Consider the following 16,880-nt stretch of genomic DNA (forward strand, 5'->3'; position numbering starts at 1 on the left):
ACGATGTGACCAGTTCAGGCAATCTCAGCCTGAGCGCGCAGCTATGCGGAGTGGCCTCGTGTTGAACTCCAGCGCACTCACTAACGGAGTATCGCTCTGGGGGAGAAAGATCCGCGCCGCGGCATCCCGGCTTCGCGATCACTCACCGATTGCGCATGGCGTCGCGACGACGATGGTCAGCGCTTTTGGCGTCTACCTGAACTCCAGGTTCATCGATCCACTGGTTTTCTATACTGACCTGCATGCCATCTGCTGGCCGATCGACGGCCTGCTCATCGGCGTTTTGCTCTTGTGCTCACGACGCAACTGGCCGTGGATTATGGCTGGCTATGTCATCACCACCGGAACGCATCTCAGGCTTCTGGGTGAACCAGTCATCCAGCTCGCGGGAGATACCCTCTGCAATGTCTTTGAGATGGTCTTTGCGGCTGCCGTACTCCCGGCCTTTAACAACCTGTCCGAGTGGCTGCGTAAGCCCAGGTTGATCCTTCGATTCAGCGTCATGGTCCTGATCGGCGCGCCGCTGATCCCCGCGCTTGTGTGGTCGAGGTTCGCCCACGCTTATCTTCGCGAGGAGTTCTGGTCAGTAGTTGGACACTGGCTAAGCGGAGATGCCCTGGGGATAGCGCTCTATACCCCGCTGGTCCTTGTCCTGGCCAGCCGGGAGACCTATCAGCTTCTACGACCGGGGCGGCGACTTGCGACGCTGGCCATGTTTGGCGTGCTGTTGGGGGCTAGCTGGTTCATCTTTCATCAGACCGCATATCCGATTGCGTTTCTCATCTTCCCCATTCTTGTCGTGATGGTGAACTGGGTTGGCTTTCCCGGCGCGGTTCTGGCCGTCAACGCGGTGACCATCATCGCGGCTCATGGCACGATCAGCGGAGCGGGGCCGTTCATGTTTATCCAGGGGCATCACGAGCCCTTCAGGATCATGACCCTTCAGGTCTACCTCACCATTGCGATGGTCATGAGCTTTGCCATCACCCTGACCGCACGGGAACGGGATGACTTTCAGGGACAGTTGAAGCTGGCGCTGGAGCAGATGGAGGTCCTGGCAACGCACGATAGCCTGACCGGACTAGGCAACCGCAGGCTCTTTGACCAGACGCTCGACGCCGAATGGAGCCGGGCGCGGCGACAGGGAATGTCCATCGGACTGCTGCTTCTCGATGCTGACCACTTCAAGTCCTACAACGACATGTACGGTCATCTCGCGGGCGATCATTGCCTTTGCGCAATCGCTCATAGTATCGTTCCCCGTTTGAAGCGGGCGGGCGACCTGGCAGCGCGCTATGGGGGCGAAGAGTTCGTGGTTCTGCTGCCTGGCGCAACTCTGGAGGACGCCAGCACCGTTGCGGCGTCGATTCGAGAGGGAGTGGAAGCTCTGGGCCTCGAGCACAAGGGCAACGCGAGCGGGGTCGTGACGGTTTCGATCGGCTTCAGCGCCGTGGTTCCGGATAGCATTCTTCCTTCGCAGCGCCTCATCGCAGCCGCGGATGAAGCACTTTACGCTGCCAAACAGGGTGGACGGAACCGTGTGGTGAGCGCGTCATCGACTGCACTCACCACATGCGACGCATGACCTGGAATCGTTGCCCTACCAGTTACGGCTGGGTGTGGTCCCACATCCTGTCCTTCTCATGCTGACTGTGTTTCTTGAACTTTGCTTCGTCCTCAGGGCTCATGAACTGGGGGCCGACCGGCCACACGGAGATATCGCGCATACAGTAGCGGCGCGGAGTTCCGTGCATGGAGATCACTGCGTCGTTCAGCTCCAGCAGCGTTCCGCGGGCGAGCGCGATCTCGTGCTCGTTCGGCTGATACATGGTGCCGACAGGATAGTCGACGAACGGCGTGGCCGACTGCTCGATGTGGTTGCCCAGTATGTTTGCGATGGGCTTGCCCTCGGTGAACGCAACCAGCCGTGCAAGGCTGGCGGTGAATGCCGGGAAGTCGACGACATAGATGCGTCCGGGATAGACCGTATCGCCGCCTAGCAGCACGGCGGTGCGCCGGTCGTAGAGCGCAACGCTGACCTTGCTGTGGCCGGGGATAGGGATGAGATCGACGATCCGGCCGCCAAGGTCGAGGTGGCCAATGTCCGTTGGCCAGTTTGCAATGCCGAAGAACTTCTTCGTGGCTTCGACCTCCGACGGGATAAAGGTGACCGGCATCGCGGGATCGTTGAGAGCCTGCAACTCCTTGTCGCCCCAGGTGTGGTCGTCGTGCTCATGGGTGTGAGCGACGATCAGCGGGATGCTGGTTCGTCCATTGCGCGCGAGCCAATTCTTGATCGTGTGCTGCAGCGCTGGTGCGAGGTTGCCGTTGCGCGATCCGGTGTCCATCAGCAGCGCTTTGTCCTTGCCGAAGATCAGGAAGATAAACGGCTTCTCGAAGTCGGTGCAGGGCGACTGGCGAAGGATGTAGAAGTCCTTGTTGTACTCATGCACCTGCCAGTCGGGGATCTCCATGCACTTCGGCATCTGCGAGTACCAGTGGTCGGGGAGCGTGCCGCGTTCGATATCGCCGCCGTTCGGCTGGGGGAGCTGTGCGATGGCAGTTGAGGAGACGATGCAGAGGACAGCGGCGAGCAAAGCGCGGATGAGCGGCAGTTTCAAGAGGATCTCCTCGGAATGAAGTCGGTGAACCTAAAACGTAAATCCTTCGCCGCCGATCACAACGGCGAAGGATTGCAACCGGAGTGGGGACATGCGCGGACTACTTCTGCGGATCCCACATGTGTTCCTTCTGCTCCTTCATGTACGCCTCGACATGCTTGCGCTCCTCGCGCGTGATGAGTCCGAACTCCATGGGATAGATGGAGAAGTCACGCATCGCCAGCCGGCGTGGCCTGCCATTCATCGACAGCAGAGCGTCTCTCAGCTCGATGAGCGAGCCCACGGGCATTGCCAGTTCGTGTTCTTCAGGCTGGAAGAGCGTGCCCTCGGGATAGTCGAGGAAGGGCGTGGTGGTCTGTTCGATGTGGTCGCCCAGGGTGTGCGCGATCGGCTTGCCTTCGGTCCACTTCGCCAGCCGCACCACGCTCTCCTGGAACTCGGCGAAGTGTTCGACGAAGATGCGTCCGGGGTACAGCGTATCGCCAGTGAGCAGGATGCCCGTGTTGCGGTCGTAGAAGGCCAGGTCTTCATGCGTATGTCCGGGGATGGGGATGATATCGAGGATGCGGCCGCCAAGATCATACTGAACGACGTCCGTAGGCCAGTTCTTGATGCCGTAGAACTTCTTCTGCGCTTCGATGTCCGAGGCAACGAAGGTGACCGGGAAGGCGGGGTCGTTCATCGCTTGCACGGCCTTGTCGCCCCAGGTGTGGTCCTCGTGCGAGTGCGTATGAGTGACGATCAGCGGAATGCTGGTGCGGTGGTTCATCGCGAGCCAGCGGTTCATGACGATCTTCAGCGAGGGGACGAGGTTGCCGTTGGCGGAGCCGGTGTCGGCAAGCAGCGCTTTATCTTTGCCAAAGAAGAGGAAGATGAGCGGCTTCTCGAAGTCGGTGCAGGGCGACTGGCGCAGGATGTAGAAGTCCTTGTTGTACTCATGGATCTGCCAGTCGGGAATCTCCATGCACTTGTTGCCCTGTGAGAGCCAGCGCGCGGGCAGGACGCCGCGTTCGAGACCGCCGCCGTCGGGCTGCGGGAACTGGGCGAGAGCGAGGCTCGAGGTAAGACAAAGAGTGGCGGCGAAGGTCGCAATACGGCCAAGACTGTTCGGCATACTTTCCTCTCGGGATGAAGCTGGACTTGGAGAAAGAAAAGGCCCGGATCGCAGGCGTGAGCGATGCGATCCGGGCCTCGACAAGGGGTGTTTAGAACGTGTACTTGCCGGAGAACTGCATCTGGCGAGGCTGCAGCAGAAGGGAAGTGTTTCCCGGTTGGTTCGTCGTAGTATTTGCACTTGCTTGCGGCGCGTTCTCATAGGTTGCAAACGCGGCTGTGGTTCCGTCGATGTTTGGCGTTGCGAAGCGGTTGGTGTTGATCACGTTGAAGACCTCGACCGAGATGCGGAACTGCTGCTCGCGCCAGGTATGGAAGCTCTTGGCGAGACCGTCGTCGATGGCAAGGTAGCCATCGGAGCGGAAGTTATTACGTTGTCCCGCCTCGCCGACGTAGGCGTAGCGGAGATTGGCTTGGGCTTGTGCTCCCGTGATTCCCTTCAACGCGGTCATCACCTGGTTCGCCGCATCGTAGTGGTGGCCGCCGGTGGGGATGGGGCCGATCTGGACCATGTTGCTGTTGGACTGGAAGTTCGTTGCCCAGCCGTTCTCTCCGACCGCGCTGAACGGCAGGCCCGTGCTGTAGTGAACGACGCCGTTCAACTGGAAGCCACCGATCAGCCGATCGAGCAGGCCACTATGATTCAGGAAGGGAGCGCCGTGGCCAAACGGAAGCGGAGCTGTGTAGTTTGCAGTGATGTTATGGCGAACGTCGAAGTCCGAATCCGCGTACCACTGATGGGGCGAGAACGAGTTGAGGATGATGCTTCCTCCACTGCCACTCCGCTCAGGATCGGAGCCCTCGTCCATGGACTTCGAGTAGGTGTAGTTGATGTCGTACTCCAGCCCGTAGCGCAACGCCTGACGAACCGAGAGCTGCATCGCGTGATAATTGCTCACGCCCGTGGTGGATTGAACATAGATGGAAGAGGTCTGGGGGTAAAAGAAGCGGAAGAACGGTCCGGAGTTAGTGCCGGCAAAGTCGCATGAGACCTGGGGAGCACAGTCTGCCTGGTAGAGCGCATTGGTCTCGTTACCGCGATTGACGGCGAAGACCGAGTAGTAGGCCTGTGCTCCCGTATATCCGTTGGCCTGGAAGTTGGGAAAGACGTTATGGAAGTAGCCGCTGTCGGGGACCGTCGAAGGATCCACGCCGGCGTCTACCATCTTGTCGAACTGGGTAGCTGCCTGGAAGTACGTCTGGCCGCTTCCCGCATCGTAGAGGTTTGTAGGCATGGCGACGTCAAGGTTCTGCAGCAGGTGGCGCCCGAGACGGCCAACGTAGGATGCGGTGACCGAAACGCTCTTCGGGAACTCGTGCTGCACGGTAAGGTTGAAGGTCTCCGCATACGGCGTCTTCTGCTTGTCGTTGATGCTGTTGTCGAAGGTAAAGGGGTTCTCCGCCGGCGTGTAGGGCAAGGCCAGAGGAGATGTGGCGCCGGCGACTAGCGGCACGTCATGGTACCCAGTGAAGCGAGGGTTGGAGTTGATGTCGGTATAAGTGGTTTGGTTGGTCTGCGAGAGGGAGAACAGGGAAGTGGGGCTTGACTGGTAGGCGTCAATGACACCTGTGCCGAAGTGATCGTAGCTCAGCGCGAACCCGCCGCGCATAGAGGTCTTGTTGTCCCGTGTGGCATACGCGAACGCGATACGCGGAGCGAAGTTGGTCTTTTGTGCATTCCAGAAGTTGGGCTGCCCGTTCGGGGAACCCGAAGCGCGGAAGGAGACATCCGTGTCGTATGCCGAACCCTCGGCGGCCGCAGTCTCGCGGTTCAGGAGGAACGTGTTCAGCGGGATCGTGGGTGCGATCTGCTGTCCGTTCTTCTCATACGGAACGCCGAGATAGACGTAGCGCAGGCCGAAGGTAAGAGTGAGCTGCGAGGTCGCCTTCCACTGGTCCTGGACGTAGTACTCCTGCTCCACGTTCTTGAAGGTGTGGGTAGGAACGCCGCTGGCGAGCGGAATGAGCATGTTGTTCTTTACCTGGAACTCTGTGCCGGAGGTTGCTCTTTCAATGGCACCGACGTTGGAGATGATGTCGCTGTTGTAGAAGCTTTGGAACGTATCCGCTACCGGCGCGCAGTCCTTGCCGCAGGCCCCGGTGCCGGGGTCGAAGCTCCCTCCCTGGTTTGCGATCGCAGCGGTCGACAACAGGTTCGGGCTGATACTTCCGTCCTGAAGTAGAGGTTGATCGAAGTATTGTGCATTGGAGATGAGGTAGAGGTTCACACCCGCCTGGATTGTGTGTCTCCCCTTGACGTAGGTAAAGTCGTCCGCGAAGTTGTTCGTGGCTACGTTGTAAACATACGACGTCGTCGATGCGGTCAAGTTGTCGAAGTTGCCGCCGAAGTCGATGAACGGTTGGCTGCCGGTACCGCGAGACGCCGCACCTACCCGGATGAATCCGTAGCGGGCGTTATTAGTAATCCGGTCGTTGATCGACCAGATATGTCCGACGGCGACTCCCTTACTGTTGCCGTAAAGGCTGGAGGCGGCGGGAAGTCCGGGAAACTCTAGGGTCGACAATTGATTGTCGCTCTGTAGATTGCCACGAACAAACATGCTCATCTTCGGGGTGATGTTGTAGTCGAGCTTGGCAATATTCGTGATCTGGTGGATCGGCGCTGGCGAGGCAAAATTATAGTTGCCTACGTTCTGGGGATCGGAGGCACCGGGAGCATTCGAGAGCGGGAACTGGTTGAAGTAGGCAACCGCGGCCGTATTGGTTGCAGGAGCGTAGCAGCTGGCAGGGGCCGCCACACAGGATGGGTCGCTGGAGCGTCCATCCAACTGCGCGATGTCGGTGGGTGTAAGCGTCTTATAGGTGCCGTCTGTTGCCTGGTAAACCACGTTGCCGGTAATCAGGCCGCTGCCAGAGGAAGAGGACGGAACGAGTCTGCCGACGGAGACGTCGCTGGCCTGCTTGAATCCTTCATAGGCCCCGAAGAAGAAGAGCTTGTCTTTCTTGATGGGCAATCCAAGCGACGCGCCGTAGGTGTGCTGAAGCACCTTGGCTGCGGTGTTCGGCAGCCCGGAGCTGAGTTCGGCCTGCTTGATGAACCAGTTGTTGGAGGAGGTCGCCGGATCGCGGTAGTACTCGTAGGCGCTGCCGTGCCACGTATTTGTGCCGCTGCGAGTTACAAGTGAGACCTGCGCACCGGAGGAGCGGCCGGCGTCGGCGTTCGAGTTCGTGGTCGTTACGCGGAACTCCTCGACCGAATCGCGGGTGGAACGCAATGCTCCGTTGAAGGCATAGCCGAAGATCTGGTCGTTGTTGTCGACGCCGTCGAGCGTGATGTTGCTCTGGTCCTGGCGCGCCCCATTCACGATGCCGGTGCGAGTGTCCGTGTTCAAGCCGCCCGTCGCCCCGCCGCTGTCGAGCGCGAGCACGCCGGGCTGCAGCGAGAGCAGGTAAGTCACGTTATTCGCAAGATAGGGGAGGTTCTGTACCTGGGCGCTGTTGAAGCTCTTCCCGAGCGTCGCGTCGGAGGTGTTGACCTCGGCGAGATTGGTCTCCACGTTGATGACGACATCACTGGCGCCAGGGGTCAGCTTGTAGAGTACCTTCTTCGGTGTTGCGACCAGCACGTCGACTGTCTCATGGGCCTCGTTGAATCCAGGAGAGGCGACTTTGACGTCATAGGTTCCCGGCTGCAACTGCTCGAACGCGAAGTTCCCATCGTTCTTGGTCGTCGCCGTGGACGTATTGCCCGTGCCCTTGTTTGTGATCGTAATGGTGACGCCCGGAATCACTGCTCCGGTAGCATCGGTCACCGTGCCGAAGAGCGACGTGGTGTTCGTCTGCGCGAACAGAGCAACGGAAGATAGCAGGATAGCCAGCATGGCCAGAACGATGCGTTTCAAAGGAACCTCCTGAATTTGGGCGTGCGGGGTCGCTATGACTCTTGGGGTCGACTCTGCTGAGCGTCAGCCGCTGGTGCCTTGGAAGGACCGTTGGGCGCTGTCGCAGATTTTTCAGACGGAGGTTCCGCTTCAGGAAACTCTGAAGAAACGGAGGATCTCGTACGTCCAACATGAGTTGGGCCGAGATCGTCCTCGTCTGCCTCAATGCGGTCCGGATAAAGGAATCCGGCGCCATTGGCAAGGGTGCTATGTTGCTTGATTGATGAAACCGATTATGCGGTCAGTTGAAGCGGAGATCAATGCGATCTGCCATCCCGTTATCGCGGCTATAGAAGATCGTGATGACGAGCGCATTGGAGCGCCGCATCGGCTTGGCCCGCAACTCATGGCTTCCTATACGGATAGCGCATCTCGCTGCGAATAACTTACGGCGGAGTGTCTACAGGTCCTCGGCGGCAGACCGCACAGTCCCTGTGGCGAAGGTAAAGAAGGCATTGCCGGCGCGGGTCAACTCGCGGTCCTTGCGACTGATGAGGGCCAGTTCACGCGAGATCGAGACGCCATGGATCGGTACGATAGCAAGGGTGCCGGTGCGAACTTCGTCGAGCACGTTGATGCGCGGCAGGAAGCCGATCCCCATCTCCTTGAGCACAAGCCGCTTCAGCAGCTCGTTCGAGTCGAGCTCCATGGCGATGCGCGGGCATAGCTTCTCCTGCTCGAAGAGCTCGTCGATCTGCTCCCGTTTGCGACCCTGGTTGAGCAGGAGCAGGCGCTGCTGCGATACCTGGCGTAGTGTCACCGATTCCAGCTTGGCGAAGGCGTGCGCTGCGGGCACGACGAGAACGAAGTCGTCGCTGTGAATGACCTCAATATGCAGGCGCTTGTCTTTGAGCGGGAGCGATACGACCCCGAACTCCACCTCGCGGTCGAGCACAAGTTCCAGCGTGCGGCTGCGTTCCGCGCGGATGATATTGAGCGAGACGCGTGGGTACTGTTTGCCAAACTTGCTGAAGAACACCGGCAGCACGTAGAGCGCCGTCGACTCATTTGCGCTAACGGTGAGCGAGCCACGCGGCATCCGCTCGAGGTCGGCGAGCGTCAGCGACATATGGTTCAACCGCGTCAGGCAGCTTTCAGCAAAGGGCTCGAAGACGCGGCCGGCTGCGGTCAGCGTTACCTTGCCGCCGCCGCGTTCCAGCAGACGGTGCCCCAGCGATGTCTCAAGCGAGCGAATCTGGGCGGAGATCGAGGGTTGCGTGACGTGGAGCTTTTCCGCGGCTCGGGAAAAGCTCTTCTGCCGCGATACTTCAAGGAACGTCTTGAGGTGGTCAAAGTCCATCAGTGGCTAGGTTCCGTGACTGAGATAACACGCATCGCGGCGTGCAGGTGTTCGCAGTGTGCCAACGGGAATCGCTCGGGACGTTGTCTGGTTATAGCGAAAGACGATGCGAGCTATACGAATAGTCGCAACACTTTCGTTTCTCTATGGCCTGAATAGGAAAAGCATATAGCAGTTTGGCGATTTCTCCCACCGCGCTATACCCTCAGGCATACCCGTGCGATATCCCTCCGCTGCCTTTGCCCCCTTGCGCCACCGTTCGGCAGATCATGCCTTGTCTTCCGACCGCCAGCCAGCAACCTGCGTTGGCGCGTGGATGCGCGGCGTTGGTGCGGTGATGCTGGCTGGGATTCTCTGCACCTCTCCTGCATGTGCGTTCCAGGCAAAGGCGAAGCAGAAGGCGACAACCGGCGCGGACACGAAGGACGCAACGAAGAAATCCAAGCCCGAGAAGACCGCCTACGACTACGTTTTGCCCGGTGCCGATGGCAAGGATGTGCCGCTGACCAACTTCAAAGGGAAGTACATCCTGATCGTGAACCTAGCGCGTAAGTCCAGCTATAACGCGCAGCTTGCGGCTCTCGAGAAGGACTACGAGACCTACAAAGACAAGGGCTTGGTCGTGATCGGTGTGCCCTCAAACGACTTTGGCGCGGCCGAGCCTGGGAAAGATCCCGAGATTCAAAAGGCATACGCCGATGCGAAGGTGACGTTTCCCGTGATGGCCGTCTCGAAGCTCGCAGGCGACGACGTGATTCCGTTCTACCTCTACTTGACGAAGAGCAAGGACGCTCCCGCAGGTGGCCCGGTGCACTGGAACTACACCAAGTTTTTCGTGAACAAAGAAGGCAAAGTGATCGCGCGTCTGGGACAGGATGTGACGCCGGACTCGCCTGAGATGATCTCGACCATCGAGCAGATTCTTGATGGCCGTTACAAGCCGAAGAAGGGGGGCAAAGAAGGCCCGCCCTCTGATGGCGGCGGGGATGATGACGATGAGTAGTGCGGTCTATTTATTAAGCGACGCGAGGTAGTTGCGCCAGCCGCCGAGTTGCGTGATCTCGAGACCGCCTTCGGTCCCGACCGGTTCGACCAGAAATCCCGTAACTAGGCTGCCGTCTTCCAACTCCAAAGTGCCGATAGAGAGCGGCTGCGGCACTCCTTCTACGAAGGTTCCTACCGTATTCGCAGGCAGCGCCCAAACTTCGACTTCAATTCCAGGCCCGTTGAAAGACGGCTCGCGAACCAGTCCAGGTTTGGGCGGCGTCGTCTTGGCCAGCGCATAGAAGCGATAGTGCGGACTCGTCTTTGAGGTCTTGATGAGCTTGCCGCCGCGTTGTGTAAGCTGCCAGTTCAGCGGCTGCCCGGAGAGATGCGCACCCACGACGGCCATCAACAGGCAGCCGTGGGGTGGCGTTGAGGGCGTAAGAGCAGGTGCCTCTTCGAGCTTGCGATCCGATCCGCCAAGTGTCGTCGCGAGCTTCCGGTGGAGCTTGTCCGACAATTTCAGCAATGCAGTTTCGCTGAACGCTTGTCCGATAAGTGTCACGCCGAAAGGCAAGCCATCCGGCCGCATCCCTGCGGGTAGAGCCACCGCAGCGAGATCGAGCAGGTTCACAAAGTTTGTATACGTCCCGAGGATGCTGTTGCGCTCGATCGGCTTCTCCGCAACCTCCTCAATCGTGAAGGTGCGGGGCGCGGTCGGCAGCAGCATCACGTCGAAGTTCTGCCATGCGGCTGCTGTCCTGCGGCGCAGCGTTTCGAGCTTATAGGCGGCGTCGAAGTAATCGACCGCAGAGTAGTTGGCAGCGCCCGAGATGATGGTCGCCACGGTCGGGTCCATCTCTGCCTTGTGTTCTCCGATGAACTTCGCAATCGCTGCGTAGCGCTCTGCGACCCACGGGCCTTTGTACAGAAGATGTGCGGCATCGAGGAACGGCTGCAGGTCGAACTCTACCGCAACGCCGCCAAGCGCTGTGAGCTGCTCGACTGTGGCTTGGTAGAGCGCGGGATTCTGCGCGTCCCCGAAGAAGTTGAGCAAGGCATCAGAAGGCACGCCGAAGCGGAAGGTCGGCGCTCCTGCCCAAGGCGATGCGCCCGCGCCGACTTCAGGCTGGCGCGAGTACGCATCGTTCGCATCGAAGCCCGAAGCTGCGGCCAGCACAAGGCTCGCATCATGCGCGGTCTCGGCGAAGATCGAGACGCAATCGAGCGTCTTACATGCGGGCACAACACCGTGCGTGCTGATCGCTCCGCGTGTCGGCTTCAGTCCGATGAGGTTATTGAACATCGCAGGTACGCGGCCTGAGCCTGCGGTATCCGTGCCGAGAGAGAACGTCACCAGACTGCTCGCAACGGCGACAGCGGAGCCCGCGCTTGACCCGCCCGAGATGTACTTCGCATTGAAGACGCTGGAGCAGATGCCGTAAGGCGTTCGCGTGCCCACCAGACCGGTCGCAAACTGGTCCATGTTCGTCTTGCCGATCAGGATCGCTCCGGCCGCTTCCAGCCTTGCGACGACAGTGGCGGACTCGGCCGGGGTGTACGCATATGCCGGGCATGCCGCTGTGGTCTGCATCTCCGCTACGTCTATGTTGTCCTTTACCGCAAAGGGGATGCCGAAGAGCGGCAGCGTTGTGCGGTTCTGCGCTTCAAGTTCCTTGGCACGCGCGACTGCCTGCTCGCGCGGCACGATAGAGATCCAGACCGGACGCAGACCTTCCTTCTCGATGCGGTCGTAGATTGCCTCGATGACGCAGGTCGGGTTCTGGTCACCGGCTGCGTAGGCTGCGTGAAGCGCTGCGATGTCCATTGTTCTCCTAGGCTTCTTCGATTGGCCGCACCGAAAGCAACAACTGGCCGCTCTGCACCAATGCTCCCTGCGCGCAGTAGATCTCTTCAACGATGCCGTCGACGTGCGAGGCGACGACGATCTCCGTCTTCATCGCGTCGAGCACGATCAGCTTCTGCCCGTCCGCGACCTTGTCGCCTGGCTTCACTACGATCTGGAAGACGCTCGCCGTTACTGGCGACGAGACGCCTTCGCAGCCTTCGGGAATGACGGCAGCGGCCGTCTCTTCGGGCGCGGCCTCGGGCTCTGCGGGCGTCATTAGGCCCGCCGCGACCCAGCGTTCGCGCTCGGCGTGGAACGATGCCTTCTGATGCTTCTTGAAGGCTGTGGCTTCGACGGCGATGGAGTCGAGAAAGGCCTGGTACTCCTTCAAGTTGAACGTCGTCTCTTCGACGCGTAGTTCGAAGCGGCCATGCGGGAAGTCCTCGCGGGCCTTCAGCAGATCTTCCGCACTGATCGGATAGAACCGGATCTGGTCGAAGAAGCGCAGCGACCACGGCGTGCCTTCGGCGAAGGCCGGCGTGGACTTCCACGTATTCCAGACCTGGATCGTGCGACCGACGAGCTGATAGCCGCCTGGGCCCTCCATCCCGTAGACGCACATGTACGCTCCGCCGATGCCGACCGCGTTCTCCGGCGTCCATGTACGGGCCGGGTTGTACTTCGTAGTGACGAGGCGATGGCGCGGGTCGACCGGTGTGGCCACTGGTGCGCCGAGATAGACGTCCCCGAGACCGAGCACGAGATAGCTTGCCTCATGCACGATGCGATAGACATCATCGATCGAGTCAAGGCCGTTGATGCGACGGATGAATTCGATGTTCGACGGGCACCATGGAGCGTCGGGCCGCACCGCCTGCATGTACTTCTCCTGCGCGATCTTCGCCTGCGGGTCGTCCCACGAGAGCGGCAGGTGGACGATGCGCGAGGGTACGGTGATGTCCGTCAGCTCAGGCATGGTGCGGTCGAGATCGTTCAGTAACTCGATCAGCTTCGCACGCGCCAGCTTGCGGCTGTCGTAATGAATGTGCAACGAGCGGATGCCGGGTGTGATATCGATGATGGCGTCAAGAGCGGCTTCACGCAACTTCTGCTCGAGGATGTGAACGCGGAAGCGCAGGTAGAGATCGAGCTCGAGTTCGCCGTACTCGATGAGGAGGTATTTATCGCCATCGGCGCGGAAGACCATCTTCTGCGGTCGGTCGGTGAAGGCCGCAATGATGGCCGGTTCTGGCGTGGAGCTCGTTGGCAGGGCAAGAGGAGCGGAGGTGAAGTTTTCGAGGAACTTGTCCTGCGCGGCTTCCAGCGCTTCAGCTTCAGCGAGCGTGATGCGATTGAAGTGGACGGTGTCGCCGGCCTTCAACTGTCCGAGCTTCCATAGCTCCGCCTGCACGATGGTCGCGGGGCAGACGAAACCACCGAGGCTGGGGCCATCCGGGCCAAGCAGGATGGGCATGTCGCCGGTGAAGTCGATCGTGCCGATGGCGTACGCGTTGTCGTGAATGTTCGAGGGATGCAAACCAGCCTCGCCACCATCGGGCCGCGCCCATGTGGGCTTGGGGCCGACGAGGCGCACACCGGTGCGGTCGCTCTGGTAGTGGACCTTCCAGTGCGTCGCGAAGAGCATCTCGATGTCTTCTTCGGTGAAGAAGTCCGGAGCGGTGTGCGGGCCAAAGAGAACGCCGATCTCCCATGTTCGCGTTAGTTGTGGTATGAACTCTATTGGAAGCGTTGCCGGTTCGCTCACTACGGCGTCAGGCGCTCCCAGATGTAGCACGTCGCCCGCACGAAGCGCTCGACCAGCATGGCCGCCGAAGCCGCCGAGCATGAACGTGCTGCGGCTGTTCAGGTACGGTTGCGTGTCGATGCCGCCGCGCAGCGCGAGGTAGGCGCGGATGCCTTCTTTGGACGCGGCCCCGAGAGACAGCGTGCTACCAGCCTTCACGTGGATTGATCCCCAGCGCGCAACGGGTTTGCCGTTGAGCTTCGCGCCCATGTCTGCGCCGGTCAGCGCGATGGTCGCGTCTGAATGAAACTTTATGCGGCTACCCATGGTGGCGAACTCAATCGCTGCTGCCCCCGCATTGTTGCCGACCAAGCGATTGGCAATGCGGAAAGAGAGATGATCCATCGGGCCGGATGGGGGCACGCCGATGTTCCAGTAGCCGGTGCGGCCGGGGTAGTCCTGAATCGTTGTTTGCGTTCCGCCTTCGAGAATCTCAATCGCGTTGCGTTCGAATGCGAACGTACCCAGAAATGCAGTTGTAACTTTGCCAGATACAAATTCCGGAGTGGCCGCAACCTTGCGCAAGTAGCGAAGGTTCGTCTCGGTGCCATCGATGAAACTCGCTGCCAGCGCGGCATCCAGCTTCGCCAAGGCTTCGGTGCGATCTTTGCCGGTGACGATGATCTTGGCGATCATTGGGTCGTAGAACGGTGTGATCGTCGAGCCGGACTCGATCCACGTTTCTACACGCGCAAGCTCCGGCGCGGGGAACCGCACCAGCGTCAGCTTGCCGGGCGAGGGCTGGAAGTTCTGCGCGGGGTCTTCGGCGTAGACGCGAGCCTCGATCGCTGCGCCCGTGGGCTTGATCTCGAAGGAATCGAGCGGAGCAAGATCGCCCGATGCCTGCAGCACCATCCATTCGACGAGATCGACCCCGGTGACCTGCTCGGTCACGCCGTGTTCGACCTGCAGCCGTGTGTTCACTTCGAGGAAGTAAAACTCGCTGGTGTCGTCGTCATAAATGAACTCAACAGTGCCAGCCGATGCGTAGTTTACCGCCTTGCCGAGCACAATCGCGGACTTGTAGAGCTCTTGCCGCGTTGCATCCGTGAGGCCCGGCGCTGGGGTCTCTTCAAGCACCTTCTGGTGACGTCGTTGCGCGGAGCAATCGCGTTCGCCGAGCGCGATCACGCCGCCCTTGCCATCGCCGAAGATCTGCACTTCAATGTGTCGCGCGCGCGCGACGTACTTCTCGAGAAAGACGCCGCTATCGCCGAAGTTGGCCTTGCTCAACCGCAATACGGAGTCATAAGTCTCACCAAGCTGCTCGGCGGAGTAGCAGACCTTCATGCCGATGCCGCCGCCGCCTCCGGAGCTCTTGAGCATCACGGGATACTTCAGCGTCTCGGCCTGCGCCAGCGCGTCTTCGAGATCCGAGAGCAGGCCGGTGCCGGGAAGTAGTGGAACACCGCAGCGCTTCGCTGTCTCACGCGCGGTGTGCTTCAACGCAAAGGCCTCCACGTGCGCTGGTTCGGGGCCGATGAACTTGATCCCGCGATCGGCACATTCTCGCGCAAAGTGAACGTTCTCGCTGAGGAATCCGTAGCCGGGATGGATCGCCTCGGCGCCTGTCTCGGCAGCAGCAGCGAAGATCTTATCGAACACGAGATAGCTCTGGGCTGCGGGCGGGGGCCCGATGGCCACGGCTTCATCGGCCTCGAAGACATGCAACGAATGCGCGTCGGCTTCGGAGTAGACGGCGACTGAGGCGATGCCCATTCTGCGCAGTGTGCGCTCGATGCGGGTCGCGATTGCGCCGCGGTTTGCGATAAGGACTTTCTTGAACATCTTGCTCCTGATGCTAGTTCGCGGCCTCCGCATCCCATATGAGGACGCGCACCGGCGTGGGGTTATAGGCGTTGCAAGGGTTGTTCAACTGCGGGCAGTTGGAGATGACGATGAGCGTGTCCATCTCCGCGCGCAACTCGACGTACTTGCCTGCGTCGGAGACGCCGTCCTCAAAAGTCAGCTTGCCCGCTGGAGTGACCGGGACGTTCATGAAGAAGTTGATGTTGGCGGCGAGATCGCGTTTGCCCATCCCGCGGCCTGTCTTCTCCGACCATGCCAGCGCCCCCTTCAGAAAGCTCTGGCGGCAGGCGTGCATGGAGCGTTTGTCGATAGAGTAGCGAACCATGTTGCTCTCGCAGGAGCAGGCTCCGCCGAGAGTATCGTGGCGGCCGCAGGTGTCGGCGACGATGCTCAGCAGCACGTTCCGCTCGGTCGAATAGAGCTTCGTGCCGCTGGTCAGGTAGATGTTCGACTGGGCGCGGATCGTGTCCTGTGCGCTGTAGCGATCGGAGTAATCATGCGCGTTGTAGAAGAGTGTATCGACGGCCTGGTTACCTTCAAGGTCAACGATGCGGATGTATTCGCCTGCCCTGATTTCATGAACGAAGGAGTCCCCGGCGAGAACATCGGCAGAGAAGATCGCCGTCTCGGGTGTTCGCGGACTCGTCACTAGAACTGCTTCTGGCATCGTGTGAAGCTCCTGCATGTGTAACTGGAAAAGATACAAATTCTAGAGGAAGTAACGTTCGGTCAGGGTGAAGCCGCGAGCGTTCTCCAGGCGGAAGTTGCGGCAGACATCATCGGCCGCGGGAGCGGGAACTCGCTTGATCTCAAGCTCGACGGGTACGCTGCGATAAGCCGGGTCAGGATCCATGGGGTGCTGGCAGGTGTTGAGAATCACGAGCGTGTTCATCTCCGCGCGAAGCTCCACGCTGGCGGCTGCCTTGGCGTGGCCTTCGATGAAGGTCATGGTGCCGTCGTCCTTCACCTCGACCTTGCTGAAGAAGTTGATATTCATCATCAGGTCGCGCGGGCCCAAGCCGTACTTGGCGAGCTCGATCAAGAAGCCATCAAGCGCATTCTGGTGCCAGTCGTTCCGCGCTGTCTGGTAGTCGAGCGGCCCGTACTTTGCTGCGACCATCGCCGCGTCGGAGCAGCCTCCGAGTGGATCATGCCAGCCCAGCGTGTCGTCGGTGATGGAGCAGAGGATACGCGCCATGTCGGAGTAGAGGACGGCACCGGTGGTGAGTCGCGCGATGTGCTGCGCCTTCAGCGTGTCGGGCAGGTTCAGCCGCTCGGAGAAGTTGTCTGCGTTCAGCATCAGCGCACCCACGTTGGCGTGATCGCCGCCCGCTGTGATGCGGAGCGCGGTGCCGCGCTTGAGAACATGCGACCAGGTCGAGGAGCCGGGCAGCGTCTCCTGCCAGAGAGTTTCGGAGGACACTTCGAACGACAAAGGAACAACCTTTCTGATGAGACGAGCGGAATCAAAGACGAAATGCAGCGATTCTTCGCGGCG

10 protein-coding genes are annotated in these 16,880 nt (G+C 60.2%); 2 read left to right on the top strand and 8 right to left on the bottom strand.

What is annotated here, in order from left to right:
- The first annotated feature begins 43 nt into the window (after window positions 1–43).
- Window positions 44–1,585 carry a sensor domain-containing diguanylate cyclase gene (locus tag OHL18_RS05570; protein ID WP_263373832.1) on the top strand — a complete coding sequence of 514 codons (1,542 nt, stop codon included), beginning with the start codon at window positions 44–46 and terminating at the stop codon, window positions 1,583–1,585.
- Between the two features lie 22 nt (window positions 1,586–1,607).
- On the opposite strand, the gene OHL18_RS05575 is transcribed toward OHL18_RS05570, so the two are convergent.
- The 4 genes from OHL18_RS05575 to OHL18_RS05590 all read right to left on the bottom strand — a co-directional run bounded on the left by OHL18_RS05575 (window position 1,608) and on the right by OHL18_RS05590 (window position 8,936).
- Complete coding sequence (locus tag OHL18_RS05575) at window positions 1,608–2,621, bottom strand: MBL fold metallo-hydrolase (RefSeq protein ID WP_263373833.1); 1,014 nt, start codon at window positions 2,619–2,621, stop codon at window positions 1,608–1,610.
- A gap of 100 nt (window positions 2,622–2,721) precedes the next feature.
- Window positions 2,722–3,735: an MBL fold metallo-hydrolase gene (locus tag OHL18_RS05580; RefSeq protein WP_263373834.1), complete on the bottom strand. Its 1,014-nt coding sequence runs from the start codon at window positions 3,733–3,735 to the stop codon at window positions 2,722–2,724.
- Between the two features lie 91 nt (window positions 3,736–3,826).
- Complete coding sequence (locus OHL18_RS05585; protein WP_263373835.1) at window positions 3,827–7,597, bottom strand: TonB-dependent receptor; 3,771 nt, start codon at window positions 7,595–7,597, stop codon at window positions 3,827–3,829.
- A 439-nt stretch (window positions 7,598–8,036) separates the two neighbouring features.
- Complete coding sequence (locus OHL18_RS05590; protein ID WP_263373836.1) at window positions 8,037–8,936, bottom strand: LysR family transcriptional regulator; 900 nt, start codon at window positions 8,934–8,936, stop codon at window positions 8,037–8,039.
- Window positions 8,937–9,210: 274 nt separating this feature from the next.
- Between OHL18_RS05590 and OHL18_RS05595 the strand changes: the two genes are divergently transcribed.
- Window positions 9,211–9,939 carry a glutathione peroxidase gene (locus OHL18_RS05595; protein WP_263373837.1) on the top strand — a complete coding sequence of 243 codons (729 nt, stop codon included), beginning with the start codon at window positions 9,211–9,213 and terminating at the stop codon, window positions 9,937–9,939.
- Between the two features lie 6 nt (window positions 9,940–9,945).
- On the opposite strand, the gene atzF is transcribed toward OHL18_RS05595, so the two are convergent.
- The 4 genes from atzF to OHL18_RS05615 are packed head-to-tail and all read right to left on the bottom strand — an operon-like array spanning window position 9,946 to window position 16,817.
- A complete protein-coding gene (gene atzF / locus OHL18_RS05600; RefSeq protein WP_263373838.1) occupies window positions 9,946–11,748 on the bottom strand; it encodes an allophanate hydrolase in 1,803 nt (600 codons plus the stop codon).
- 7 nt (window positions 11,749–11,755) lie between these two features.
- On the bottom strand, window positions 11,756–15,361 hold the full coding sequence (gene uca, locus OHL18_RS05605) for an urea carboxylase (RefSeq protein ID WP_263373839.1): 3,606 nt from the start codon (window positions 15,359–15,361) through the stop codon (window positions 11,756–11,758).
- Between the two features lie 13 nt (window positions 15,362–15,374).
- Window positions 15,375–16,049 (bottom strand): urea amidolyase associated protein UAAP2, encoded by a 675-nt coding sequence (locus tag OHL18_RS05610; RefSeq protein WP_263373840.1) that lies wholly within the window; start codon window positions 16,047–16,049, stop codon window positions 15,375–15,377.
- Window positions 16,050–16,091: 42 nt separating this feature from the next.
- Window positions 16,092–16,817 carry an urea amidolyase associated protein UAAP1 gene (locus OHL18_RS05615; protein WP_263373841.1) on the bottom strand — a complete coding sequence of 242 codons (726 nt, stop codon included), beginning with the start codon at window positions 16,815–16,817 and terminating at the stop codon, window positions 16,092–16,094.
- Window positions 16,818–16,880 lie beyond the last annotated feature (63 nt).

This window comes from Granulicella aggregans, from assembly GCF_025685565.1.
Taxonomy (GTDB): Bacteria; Acidobacteriota; Terriglobia; order Terriglobales; family Acidobacteriaceae; genus Edaphobacter; species Edaphobacter aggregans_B.